The organism is Mycoplasmopsis bovirhinis (assembly GCF_900660515.1).
GTDB classification, from domain to species: domain Bacteria; phylum Bacillota_I; class Bacilli_A; order Mycoplasmatales; family Metamycoplasmataceae; genus Mycoplasmopsis; species Mycoplasmopsis bovirhinis.
The window spans coordinates 276,297-287,996 of record NZ_LR214972.1 but is presented as its reverse complement, the minus strand read 5'-3'; the positions used below and the strand labels follow the sequence as shown (position 1 = coordinate 287,996).

The 11,700-nt window shown below is 30.9% G+C and carries 22 protein-coding genes; all 22 read left to right on the top strand.

What is annotated here, in order from left to right:
- Positions 1-2: 2 nt before the first annotated feature.
- On the top strand, positions 3-1,193 hold the full coding sequence (locus EXC44_RS01170; RefSeq protein ID WP_129621172.1) for a hypothetical protein: 1,191 nt from the start codon (positions 3-5) through the stop codon (positions 1,191-1,193).
- A gap of 1 nt (position 1,194) precedes the next feature.
- Complete coding sequence (locus EXC44_RS01165; RefSeq protein ID WP_129621169.1) at positions 1,195-1,533, top strand: thioredoxin family protein; 339 nt, start codon at positions 1,195-1,197, stop codon at positions 1,531-1,533.
- A gap of 195 nt (positions 1,534-1,728) precedes the next feature.
- Entirely contained in the window at positions 1,729-2,037 is a 309-nt protein-coding gene (gene rpsJ, locus EXC44_RS01160; protein WP_129621166.1) for a 30S ribosomal protein S10, read from the top strand.
- Positions 2,038-2,076: 39 nt separating this feature from the next.
- Positions 2,077-2,865: a 50S ribosomal protein L3 gene (gene rplC, locus EXC44_RS01155; RefSeq protein WP_120160949.1), complete on the top strand. Its 789-nt coding sequence runs from the start codon at positions 2,077-2,079 to the stop codon at positions 2,863-2,865.
- On the top strand, positions 2,865-3,662 hold the full coding sequence (gene rplD, locus EXC44_RS01150; RefSeq protein WP_129621163.1) for a 50S ribosomal protein L4: 798 nt from the start codon (positions 2,865-2,867) through the stop codon (positions 3,660-3,662). The genes rplC and rplD overlap by 1 nt, the downstream gene beginning before the upstream one ends.
- Before the next feature lie 2 nt (positions 3,663-3,664).
- On the top strand, positions 3,665-4,132 hold the full coding sequence (gene rplW, locus EXC44_RS01145; RefSeq protein ID WP_129621159.1) for a 50S ribosomal protein L23: 468 nt from the start codon (positions 3,665-3,667) through the stop codon (positions 4,130-4,132).
- Positions 4,133-4,241: 109 nt separating this feature from the next.
- A complete protein-coding gene (gene rplB / locus EXC44_RS01140; protein ID WP_099309243.1) occupies positions 4,242-5,087 on the top strand; it encodes a 50S ribosomal protein L2 in 846 nt (281 codons plus the stop codon).
- Complete coding sequence (rpsS, locus tag EXC44_RS01135) at positions 5,087-5,365, top strand: 30S ribosomal protein S19 (protein WP_099309244.1); 279 nt, start codon at positions 5,087-5,089, stop codon at positions 5,363-5,365. The genes rplB and rpsS overlap by 1 nt, the downstream gene beginning before the upstream one ends.
- Positions 5,365-5,709 carry a 50S ribosomal protein L22 gene (gene rplV, locus EXC44_RS01130; protein ID WP_099309245.1) on the top strand — a complete coding sequence of 115 codons (345 nt, stop codon included), beginning with the start codon at positions 5,365-5,367 and terminating at the stop codon, positions 5,707-5,709. Before rpsS ends, rplV begins: the two co-directional genes overlap by 1 nt.
- On the top strand, positions 5,709-6,359 hold the full coding sequence (gene rpsC / locus EXC44_RS01125) for a 30S ribosomal protein S3 (RefSeq protein WP_129621156.1): 651 nt from the start codon (positions 5,709-5,711) through the stop codon (positions 6,357-6,359). Before rplV ends, rpsC begins: the two co-directional genes overlap by 1 nt.
- Positions 6,359-6,775 (top strand): 50S ribosomal protein L16, encoded by a 417-nt coding sequence (rplP, locus tag EXC44_RS01120; protein WP_099309247.1) that lies wholly within the window; start codon positions 6,359-6,361, stop codon positions 6,773-6,775. The genes rpsC and rplP overlap by 1 nt, the downstream gene beginning before the upstream one ends.
- 2 nt (positions 6,776-6,777) lie before the next feature.
- Positions 6,778-6,972 (top strand): 50S ribosomal protein L29, encoded by a 195-nt coding sequence (rpmC, locus tag EXC44_RS01115; protein WP_129621153.1) that lies wholly within the window; start codon positions 6,778-6,780, stop codon positions 6,970-6,972.
- Positions 6,972-7,232, top strand: a complete 261-nt coding sequence (rpsQ, locus tag EXC44_RS01110) for a 30S ribosomal protein S17 (RefSeq protein WP_120160962.1) — start codon at positions 6,972-6,974, stop codon at positions 7,230-7,232. Before rpmC ends, rpsQ begins: the two co-directional genes overlap by 1 nt.
- Entirely contained in the window at positions 7,232-7,597 is a 366-nt protein-coding gene (gene rplN, locus EXC44_RS01105) for a 50S ribosomal protein L14 (RefSeq protein WP_099309250.1), read from the top strand. The genes rpsQ and rplN overlap by 1 nt, the downstream gene beginning before the upstream one ends.
- Before the next feature lie 9 nt (positions 7,598-7,606).
- The gene (rplX, locus tag EXC44_RS03950) at positions 7,607-7,939 is read left to right on the top strand and encodes a 50S ribosomal protein L24 (protein WP_197723764.1); all 333 of its coding nucleotides are present in this window, start codon (positions 7,607-7,609) and stop codon (positions 7,937-7,939) included.
- 6 nt (positions 7,940-7,945) lie between these two features.
- Positions 7,946-8,491, top strand: coding sequence for a 50S ribosomal protein L5 (gene rplE, locus EXC44_RS03945; RefSeq protein WP_197723763.1), 546 nt, complete (start codon positions 7,946-7,948; stop codon positions 8,489-8,491).
- Positions 8,491-8,676: a type Z 30S ribosomal protein S14 gene (locus EXC44_RS01095; protein ID WP_099309253.1), complete on the top strand. Its 186-nt coding sequence runs from the start codon at positions 8,491-8,493 to the stop codon at positions 8,674-8,676. Before rplE ends, EXC44_RS01095 begins: the two co-directional genes overlap by 1 nt.
- Before the next feature lie 2 nt (positions 8,677-8,678).
- Positions 8,679-9,074, top strand: a complete 396-nt coding sequence (gene rpsH, locus EXC44_RS01090; protein WP_099309254.1) for a 30S ribosomal protein S8 — start codon at positions 8,679-8,681, stop codon at positions 9,072-9,074.
- A gap of 8 nt (positions 9,075-9,082) precedes the next feature.
- Complete coding sequence (gene rplF / locus EXC44_RS01085) at positions 9,083-9,625, top strand: 50S ribosomal protein L6 (RefSeq protein ID WP_129621150.1); 543 nt, start codon at positions 9,083-9,085, stop codon at positions 9,623-9,625.
- Positions 9,626-9,646: 21 nt separating this feature from the next.
- Entirely contained in the window at positions 9,647-9,997 is a 351-nt protein-coding gene (gene rplR, locus EXC44_RS01080) for a 50S ribosomal protein L18 (protein WP_120160968.1), read from the top strand.
- 2 nt (positions 9,998-9,999) lie between these two features.
- Positions 10,000-10,680, top strand: a complete 681-nt coding sequence (gene rpsE, locus EXC44_RS01075; protein WP_129621146.1) for a 30S ribosomal protein S5 — start codon at positions 10,000-10,002, stop codon at positions 10,678-10,680.
- Positions 10,681-10,682: 2 nt separating this feature from the next.
- On the top strand, positions 10,683-11,123 hold the full coding sequence (gene rplO / locus EXC44_RS01070) for a 50S ribosomal protein L15 (protein ID WP_099309258.1): 441 nt from the start codon (positions 10,683-10,685) through the stop codon (positions 11,121-11,123).
- Positions 11,124-11,700: the final 577 nt, after the last annotated feature.

The window sequence follows — 11,700 nt, the reverse complement described above, 5'->3', positions numbered from 1 at the left end:
AAATGAAATTAACTAGATTTTATAAATTATTAAATATAACTAAGATTGAAAAAGAACTTAGTTTTAACCGAAAAATGACTAAAAAAGAAATCTGATTACGTTTGATTTCTTTTTGTGCGTTAATTTTTAGTTTATTATGTGCTATAGCTTTTAGTTTTTTAAATCCGAGCTATGAATTTAAACTATTTTATATTTTTACATACGGTTTAATTTTTGGTGGTGCAATATGGTTTGTATTGGCTTTTTGGTTTTTAGTTTGATTATTAAAAGTTTTAAATAAAAAACTTGAAAACAAATGTTTTGCTTGGTGGAGTAGAAGATTTAAAGTTACATGGTGAAACTTTAAAAAACAACTACTAAAAGTTATTTTAGTTAGTTTTTTGATTAGTTTACTAACTTACCATTTAGTTTTACATTTTTTAGATCAAAATTTACTTAACTTTGATTTTAAGTTAACAAATTATTCTAATATTTATTTATATGGATGGTGGAATAATTTTTATAATTTAGGACTTAAAGACCAAACTCAAAGTATTAATGATAATTTAACTAATAATTATTCAATTAGTAACAACATTGGTTTTTTCTTTGATTCTATTTTTAATTTATTATATTTAATTTCACTTTCTTATATATTGCCAATTATAATTATTGTAATTTTAACTACTTACTTAATTAAACTATTGTTTTTCCCAATTTTACGCTTTAAAACAAAAAACAAAATAGTTTTTAGTTTTAAACTTTCACTGTTAAATGAAAAACTTTTACTAACTAATTCAAAAAAGTTTTTTGTTTATTCAAATCAAACTAAATATTTTTATGAATTTTTAACTTTCTTAGAGTCAAAGATTATTAACTTTAGAATGAAAGACAATAAACTAAAAACCTTGCTTAAGGAATTAAAATCCCACCCTGTGCAAGATTATTTAAATGAATTTCAGAACTTGCAAATAAAAATTAAAGATGATTTTTTGGAATTTGATGAATCTAATAACTTTGACCTTGATTTTAAGTTTGAAGAATTAATTTTTAAAACTGATCTTTTTAATAAAAGTGTAAATAATGAACATTTAGAGCCCAAAAAAACATTAAATAATGATTTGGCAAGTAATTTAGAAAGTAGTATAATAGACAACGACCAATTAGACAACCATTGGTTAGATAAAATCTCACCAATTAAAAAAGGAGAATAATATGTTTAAAAAAATGCTTTGAAAAGATGCAGAAAATTACATCAAAAACGCTTCTCAACATGATTTAACATTTCTTACTTTCACTGCTGAATGATGTGGTGATTGTAAAATGATGCAAAGAACTTTTGATAATTTAGCTAACAAATTTAGTGATCGTCCTGAAGTATCCTTTATTAATGTCGATGCTGAAGAAGCACAATTATTAAGAGATCCTAACACCAAATGAAGAGTTTTAAAAGTTCCAACTATGATCTTATTAGAAGGACAAGAAATCATTGAAAAAGGTTTTGAATACGTTCCTGAACAAGTGCTAACACATTGAATTGAAAAGAAATTATAGTACCCTGATACACCAAGAAGAGTTGTCAAAAAAACAATCGAAAAAAAATTTATTTTTTTCGGTTTTTTTATTATAATTGATAAGCAACTATAACAATGAACTATAAGGTTGTTAACATGCCATAGGTTGTTGAGGGTGTGTTAAGTTTTTATAGGGAGTTATGTTCATCATATTATAGAACGGAGGAAACAACACATGAGCAAATTAAGTATTAAGGTTAAAGGATTTGACCATGCTACTGTTGACCAAGCTGCTAAGAAAATTTATTTAGCTGCAAAAGAAGATGGTTTAAAAGTAAGCGGGCCAGTGCCTTTACCAACTAAATACCAAGAAATTACAATCTTGAGATCTGTACACGTTAACAAAAAATCACGTGAACAGTTTGAAGGTAAAACCCACCAAAGATTAATTGTCATCTTTGATGCAACTGCAAAAACAGTTGACAAACTTCAAAGATTAGAATTACCAGCAGGTGTGGGAATTCATGTTAAAGAAGCAAAATAAGCTTCATTATATTTATATTATATTAATAAGGAGTATACAATGAAAGGAATCTTAGGACGCAAGATTGGTATGACTCAAATCTTCAGTGAAGAAGGAGTTAGAATTCCTGTTACTGTAGTAGAAGTACAACCAAATGTTGTATCTAAAGTCTTAACAAATGAAAAAAATGGTTACGTTGCAACTCAATTAGCTTCATTTGATAAGAAAGAAAATAGATCAAACAAACCTGAAAAAGGTCATTTTTCAAAAGCAAATACAACACCTAAGCGCTACGTAAAAGAAGTTCGAGAAATGTCAGGCTACGAACTTGGACAATTAGTAAAAGCTGATATTTTTGCAGCTGGTGAATTAGTAGACGTTACAGGTGTTTCAAAAGGTAAAGGTTTTGCTGGAACAATTAAAAGACACAACCAACACATTGGACCTAAATCACACGGTGGAGGTGGTGGTTCTCAACCAGTAAGACAAACCGGATCACTTGGAGATATTTCTGGAAACAGAGTTTTCAAGGGAATGACAATGCCTGGACACCTTGGACATGTAAAAACAACTGTTCAAAACTTAGAAATTGTTAAAGTAGATTTAGAGAATAATTTACTTTTAATCAAAGGTTCAATTCCTGGACCTAAAAAATCATTTGTAGTAGTAAAGCAAGCAGTTAAAGGATTACCAAGTCGTGAACAAATTAAACTTGTTGATGTTGCTGAAGTAGTTAAAATGAATGAATTAGTTGAACAAGCTAAAAAATACGGAATTGAAGTTAAAGTTGGAATGCATTCGGATGAATTAGCAGCTTTAATTGAAGAAGCAGCAAAAGGAGATAAATAATGGCTGAAACAAAGAAAAAAGTAACTAAGAGTGTTGAGAAACCAGCAGTTAAAAAAGCTTCAGCATCAAAATCTGCTGCACCTAAAAAGACCGTCTCAAAAGCTGAAACAACTAAAAAACCTGCTACAAAACCAGTGGTTAAAAAAGAAACTGCAAAACCAAAATCAACTCCGGTTTCAGTACAAAAAGATCTTAATGTTAAAAAAGTTGAATTCTCTGCTAAATTACCATTAAACTTGTTTGGTAGTGAAAAAATTTACGAACAAGCAATTTTTGATTCGATCTTATCAGAAAGAGCTTCAAGAAGACAAGGTACTCACCAAGTTAAAAACCGTGCAGAAGTTTCAGGTAGTGGTAAAAAACCATGAAGACAAAAAGGAACAGGTAGAGCACGCCACAGCTCAAGACGTTCACCTATTTGAGTTGGAGGCGGTAGAGCCTTTGGTCCACAAGCTAATAAAAACTATTCATTAAAAGTTAATAAGAAAGTTAAATACGCAGCTTTTGTTTCTGCATTAACACTATTAGCTCAAGATAAAGCAGTATTAGTAAATGATCTTGCATTAGACAAGATTAAAACAAAAGCTTTAGTACAAAAATTAGAAGAGTTTAAAGTAACTCATTTAAAACACATTTTAGTAGTTAACGAAAGTCCAGTAGTATTTAGATCTTCACTTAACTTACAAAACGTCCAAGTTGTTAAAGCAAACTCAGTAACAGTTGAAAACTTAATTGGAGCAGATGTTATGATTATCTCAAATGAAAGTTTAGAGATTTTAAAACAAAGAGGTAGATAATTATGGAATTAACAAGAATTATTAAATCACCAATTCTAACTGAAAAAACAGATAGATTAAGAGCAAACGAGAAAAATCCTGTTTTCGTTTTCAAAGTTGATTATGCAGCTAATAAATTCCAAATTAAAGAAGCTGTTGAAACTATCTTTCAAGTCAAAGTAGCATCTGTTAACACAATTAAAGTTGACAAAAAACCTAAAAAAGTTGGACGTTTCCAAGGATTTACAACTCGTTACAAAAAAGCTTTAGTTACTTTATCTGAAGGAACATTAAATTACTTACCAGAAAGTAACGAAGCTGCTAAAGTTATAAGTGAAGAAGAAAAAACTAAAAAAGAAGAAAAAGCAAAAAGAGCTTCAGATGTTGAAGCAAAAGTTGCTAAAAAACTTGCTGCTAAAAAAGTTTCAGCACCTAAACAAGCTGGTGCTAAAGCAAAAACAGTACAAAGAAGAAAAGTGGGTGGAGAATAAGATTTCACCCCAATTGCATCTGCAATCTTATATATAATTAAAGTTAAGCGGAATTTTAATGCTTAAAAGAAAGATCCGCAACTATTTTTAAGCAAAGGAGAACATAATTATGGCAATGAAATATCATAAGCCAACTACTAATGGTCGTAGAAATATGTCTTCTCTAGATTTTAAACAAAATTTATCAGGTCATGCACCAGAAAAATCATTATTAGTTAATTTAAAAAATAATGCTGGTCGTAATAACCAAGGTAAAATTACTGTTAGACATCACGGAGGACGTGTTAAAAGATTCTACAGATTAGTAGATTTCAAACGTAATAAAGATAACATTCCCGCGATTGTTAAAACAATTGAATATGATCCAAATAGATCAGCTAACATTTGTTTATTAGCATATGCAGACGGAGAAAAAAGATATATTTTAGCTCCAAAAGGAATTAAAGTTGGACAAGTAGTTGTTTCAGGAGAACAAGCTGATATTGTTGTAGGTAATGCTTTACCTTTAACATTTATCCCTGAAGGAACATTTGTACACAACATAGAAATGCAACCTGGAGGTGGAGGAATTATTGCACGTAGTGCAGGAGTTTCTGCTCAAATCTTAGGTAAAGATGACGACGGTAAATATGTAGTCTTAAAATTAAAATCAGGTGAAACACGTCGTGTTTTAGCTCGTTGCCGTGCAACTATTGGAGTGGTTGGTAATGAAGAGCATTTACTTGTAAATGTTGGTAAAGCTGGAATTAACAGACATAAAGGAATTAGACCTACAGTACGTGGTTCAGTTATGAACCCTGTAGACCACCCACATGGTGGAGGGGAAGGGAAACAACCAGTTGGTCGTAAAGCTCCTCTTACTCCATGAGGTAAAAAAGCTCTTGGTGTTAAAACAAGAAAAACTAAGAAATCTTCAAATAAACTTATTGTAAGAAGAAGAAAGGATGCTAAATAATGGCTCGTAGTTTGAAAAAAGGTCCATTTGCTGATGACCATTTATTAAAAAAAGTTGATGCTATTGTTGAAGGTAAAGCACCTAAAAAGCCAATCAAAACTTGATCAAGACGTTCTACTATCTTCCCAAGCTTTGTTGGTTTAACCTTTGCCGTTCACAATGGAAAACAATTTAATGAAGTATATGTAACAGATGATATGGTTGGACATAAGTTAGGTGAATTTTCACCAACTAGAACTTTTTCTGGACATGGTGCAGATAAAGGTAAGAAGAAATAATGAATAAACAACAAGCAAAAGCTCATGTTAAGTTACAAAGAGTTAGTGTTTCTAAAGCTAAATTAGTGGCAAACTTATTTAGAGGTAAAAACGTAGATTTAGCTCTTGGTATCTTACACAATACTGCTAAAAAATCATCAAAAATTTTCATTAAATTATTAAACTCAGCTATCGCAAATGCAACTAATAATCACGGTATGGATGCATCAAAATTATTCGTTAAAGAAGTTTATGTCAATGAAGGTCCAACTTTAAAAAGATTTCAACCAAGAAGTCGTGGAAATGCTTACTCAATTTTTAAACGTACATCTAACTTATCAATAGTACTAGAGGAGAGAAACTAATGGGACAAAAAGTTAATCCTAATGGATTCCGTTATGGAGTTACTAAAAAACATAATTCTACATGATTTGCTGACAAAGCTAACTTTGGAAACTTATTAGTAGAAGATGCTAAAATCTACAAATTCTTTGATAAGTTCGTGCGTGAGTACCAACTTGGCAAAGTTGAAGTAAGAAGAAATAAAGATAATAAAGTTACTGTTTTATTACACACCACAAGACCAGCAGCTATTTTAGGTCAAGAAGCTAAAAATATTCAAGAATTAACCTTGAAATTACAAAAATTCCTTAAAAACAAACATTTAAATGTTAATTTACAAGTTGTTGAATTAAAACAACCTGATTTAAATGCAAGATTATTAGCTGAAATGATTGCTACTAAGTTAGAAAATCGTGAAAGCTTCCGTTCAGCTCAAAAAATTGCAATTAGATTAGCAATGAAATCAGGAGCTAAAGGTATCAAAACCATGGTAAGCGGTCGTTTAAATGGTGTTGATATGGCTCGTTCAGAAGGGTATTCTGAGGGAGAAATGAAATTACATACTTTAAGACAAGATGTTGATTATGCAACAGCAACAGCACGCACCACATATGGTGCAATTGGTGTTAAAGTTTGAGTTTCATTAGGAGAAATTTTAGGAGGTAATAAATAATGTTACAACCTAAAAGAACGAAATATAGAAAACCTTTCTTAGTTAAACATGACAAAAGAAAAGCTACTAAGGGTAATACAGTAGTATTTGGTGAGTTTGGACTTCAAGCTGTTACTTCAGCTTGAGTAACAGCTCGTCAAATTGAGTCAGCACGTATTGCTGCAACTCGTAGAATGGGTCGTGAAGGAGATGTTATTATTAGAATCTTCCCTCACTTCTCAAAAACTTCTAAACCAATTGGTGTACGTATGGGATCAGGAAAAGGTGCACCAGAATTATGATATACAGCAGTTAAAGTAAACACAATGATGTTTGAAGTAAGTGGAGTTTCAGAAGAAGTTGCTCGTGATGCTTTACGCTTAGCAGGGCACAAATTACCAGTAAAATGAAAAATTGTACAAAAAGGAGATAACTAATTATGTCTTACCAAGATTTAAAGAAAAAATCAACTCAAGAATTAGAAACTTTAGTTTTAGAACTTAAAGCAGAATTATTCTCTTTAAAATACAAAAATTCAATTGGTGATTTAAAAGAAACCCACAAAATTAAAGAATTAAGAATCAACATCGCAAAAGCTCTTACAGCTTTAAATGAAATCAAAGGAGCTAAATAATGTCTAGAAATACAAGAAAAACCTTAACTGGTACTGTTGTTTCAGCTGGTAAATCAGCTAAAACAATTATCGTAGCAGTAGACACATACAAAAAACACCCACTTTACTCAAAACGTTTTAAATCAACTAAAAGATTTGCTGTACATGATGAAAACCAAGAAGCAAAATTAAATGATATTGTTATCATCATGGAAACTAGACCACTTTCAAGAACTAAACGTTTTAGACTTGTATCAATTTCAAAAGCAGGTAATGAATAATGTTACACGAACTATCTAGAGCAAGTGTTGCTGATAATTCAGGTGCTAAAGAAATCGGTGTAATTCGTATTTTGGGTGGATCTAAAAAGAAAACAGCTAATATTGGTGATATTATTGTATGTTCAGTCAAAAAAGCTATTCCTACAGGAATGGTAAAAGAAGGTCAAGTTGTGAAGGCTGTTGTGGTACGTTCATCATACGGTATTCACCGTAACAATGGTACTTATATTCGTTTTGATGACAATGCAGTTGTAATACTTAAAGAAGATTTAACACCACGTGGAACACGTGTATTTGGTCCAGTAGCACGTGAGTTACGTGAAAAATTTCCAAAAATTGTTTCATTAGCACCAGAGGTTTTATAGAAGGTAATTATGGCAAAAATCAAATTTAAAAAGAATGATGAAGTTATTGTTATCGCAGGTAAAGAAAAAGGAAAAATTGGAACAATTGAAAAAGTATTACACGATTCACAAAGAGTTGTGATCAAAGATGTTAATATTGTTAAAAAACACAACAAACCTACACAACAAAACCAAGATGGTTCTATTACAGAAATAGCCGCTCCAATTCATGCTTCAAATGTTGCATACTTAGTTAAAAAAGCTTCAAAATCAAAAGGTAATCAATTCTCTAAACTTGGATACAAAGTAAATGCAGATGGTAAAAAAGTGAGAGTTATAAGAAAAACACAAAAGGAAATTTAATAAATTATGTTAAAAGAAAGATATTTAGAAAAAGCTGTTCCTGCTCTTAAAGAAAAATACAACTACTCATCATTAATGCAAGTTCCAAGAATTGAAAAAGTTGTTTTAAATATGACTGCTGGTAAAGAAGTATCAAATTCAAAAGCTATTGAAGAAGTATTAAATGAATTAACTTTAATTTCAAGTCAAAAACCATTTGAAACTAAAGCCAAAAAATCAAATGCCTCATGAAAATTACGTGAAGGTATGCCTATGGGAGGGAAAGTTACCCTTCGTAGAGAAAGAATGTGAGAGTTCTTAGAAAAATTAATTAACATTGCATTGCCACGTGTTCGTGATTTTCGTGGTGTTAATCCTAAAGCTTTTGATGGTAGAGGTAACTTTGCTTTAGGGATTAAAGAACAAATTATTTTCCCTGAAATAGAATTTGACAAAATTCGTCGTATTAAGGGATTAGATGTTTTAATTGTTACAAGTGCAAATACTGATGATGAAGCAAGAAGTTTATTAGAACTTCTTGGTGTACCATTTGAGAAAAAAGGAGCTAAATAATGGCAAGAAAAGCATTAATTGAAAAAGCTAAACGTCATCCAAAATTTTCTACCCGTGCTTACACACGTTGCGAATTATGTGGTAGACCACACGCAGTTTTAAGAAAATTTAAAGTTTGCCGTGTATGTTTTAGAAATTTAGCACACGAAGGTAAAATTCCTGGTGTGAAGAAAGCGAGTTGATAATTATGTTTATTACAGATCCAATTTCAGATTTAGTTGTTCGTGTTAAAAACGCTAACGCTAGAAAACATAGATCACTTTCAGTTCCTTATTCAGTTAAAAAAGAAGCTATCGTTAAATTAATTGAAAGAGAAGGGTACATTTCTTCATATTCTGTTGAAGGTGAAGGAGTTAAAAAATCATTAGTAATCACTTTAAAATACAAAAAGAATCAATCAGCAATTGTTGGTATTAAAAGAGTTTCAAAACCTGGTTTAAGAGTTTATGTTAAATCAGATGAAATTCCAGCTATTTTATCAGGTTATGGTACAGTAATTATCTCAACATCAAAAGGACTAATGACAGGTACAGAAGCTAGAAAGGAAAATGTAGGTGGTGAAATCATCGCTTACATTTGATAGGTAGCCAAATGTCTCGTGTCGGAAATCGTGTTTTAGCAATCCCAGCTGGAACAAGTGTTAGTGTTGAAGGTTCTAAAGTTACTGTTAAAGGTGCTTTAGGAACATTAACTAGAGAATTTAGTCCATTAATCTCTGTTGTTGTTGAAAATAATGAAGTTAGAACAGTTCGTGCTAACGACCAAAAAACTACCAAACAATTACATGGTACAACAAACTCACATATCTCAAATATGATCTTAGGAGTTTCAAAAGGATTCCGTAAAGATCTAGAAATTAAAGGGGTTGGATACAAAGCAGTCTTAACTGGTTCTCAATTAGTTATCTCTGCAGGTTACAGCCATAACGTTACTTTAAATGTTCCATCAGATGTTAAAGTTACTGTTGCAAAACCAACTGAAGTTTCAGTTGAAGGAATTAATAAACAAAGTGTTGGACACTTTGCTTCATTAGTTCGTGATGTTAGAAGACCAAGTGTTTACTCAGGTAAGGGTATTTCTTACAAAGGTGAACAAATCAGACGTAAAGAAGGGAAAACAGCTTCTAAAAAATAAGAAGCTTTATAGGTTAAAATTATGGCAAAATTATCAAGAAATCAAGCTAGAAAACAAAAACACAACCGTAGCCGTCACTACATTAAAGGGACAGCTGCAAAACCTCGTCTTAACGTTTTCAAATCACACCAAAACTTATATGCTCAATTAATTGATGATATTCAAGGAGTTACTTTAACAAGCGCATCAACTTTAACTTTCCCAGAATATGGGGGAAACGTGGCTGCAGCTGCTAAATTAGGTGCTCTAATGGGTGAAAAAATTAACCAATTAAAAATTTCTGAAGTTGTATTTGACCGTGGTGGATATATTTTCCATGGACGTGTTAAAGCATTTGCAGATGCAGTTAGAGAAAAGGGAGTTAACTTCTAGTTATGAACGCAACAAAAGAAACCAAAGTAAATAATCCACAACCTAAAACAGGAACTAAAGAAGTTTTTGTTAAAAAAGGACCTAAAACTCCATTTAATCGTGATCAAAAACCTGGTGTTAAAAAAGAAGGTGAAAACCAAAAAAGAGAATTTAATCCAAAAAGAAAACAATTCTCAAAAGACCGTCGTCCAAGAGTTGAATCAGAATATAGTGAAAAATTAATTGATGTTGCACGTGTAACAAAAGTTGTTAAAGGTGGAAGAAGATTTAGCTTCTCAGCTTTCGTAGTTATTGGAAATAAAAAAGGTAGTGTTGGATTTGGACACGGTAAAGCTAATGAAGTTCCAGATGCAATTAAAAAAGCTGTGAAAGATGCTAAAAACCATTTAGTAACAGTTCCGTTAAACGAAAAAACCGGAACTATTCCTCACGAAGTAAACGCTAAATTCTTATCTTCAAGAGTAATCTTAAAACCTGCATCTAAAGGGAAAGGACTTATTGCTTCTGGAACAGTACGTGCAGTTGTTGAACTTGCAGGTTATAGCGATATTGTTACTAAAACATATGGTTCACGTTCAAAAGCTAATGTTGTTAAAGCAACAGTTAAAGCTCTTTTATCATTAAGAACACCTGAACAAATTGCAGACATTAGAGATAAAGATGTAAAGGAACTTAAAAAATAATTATGGCAGTTAAATTACATAACTTAAAATTCACTGAAGGTTCAAGAGTTGAAAAACACCGTAAAGGTCGGGGACATGCCGCTGGTAAAGGTAAACAAGCTGGTAAAGGTCAATCAGGACAAAATAAACGTAAAGGTCATAGATTAGGGTTTGAAGGTGGACAAACTCCATGATTCCGCCGTATTGGAAAACGTGGATTTACTAATGTAAATCACGTTGAATATCAAGTGGTTAATTTGAAAGATATTGAAGAAAGATTTGAAAATAATGCCCAAATTACAGTTGAAGCATTATTTGAAGCCGGTCTTGTAAAAAGACGTTTACCTATTAAATTATTAGGAAATGGTCAACTAACTAAAAAAGTAACTATAACTGTTAACAAAGCTAGTGCTAGTGCTCTTGAAGCAGTAGAAAAAGCAGGTGGAAAAGTAATCGAATTATAATTTATACAAAAACTTCCTTTTGCAAGGAAGTTTTTTAATATTTATTTTCATAAATAATTTATACCACTTTTTAGTAAAATTGGTTGATTTTCAAAGTGATTTATATTTGGACTAAAACAATTGTTATTGGATAGTTATTATTAATATCTTGGGAAAAATAATGAATGTGCTGCAAATTTATAAAAAAGAAACTGAATTTTCAATATAGTACAATATAATAAAATTGAACAAATAATGCATTTTTAATGCTTATAAAAAATGTCAATAAAAATAAGAATATACATCAAGTATATTTTAATCAAGAAGATAAAAAAAGATCTTGGTTAGCATTTTTATATAGTTTATTAGGTGATACAAACGATATTGATTTTAATGTTAAAACAAAAACTATTTACAGAATTAGAGTTTTCAAATTTTGGTAATAAAAGTGTTGAGGCACTTGATTTTGTTACATTTTGACAAGAGAATCGCTAGTGATAAAACAACTGCTTCTTAAGATTAATTGAAAACATATTTTTTGATTATAAAAAAACTGATCTAAAGATCCTGAAGAGCTAAAGGTTCTTTATTAATATAA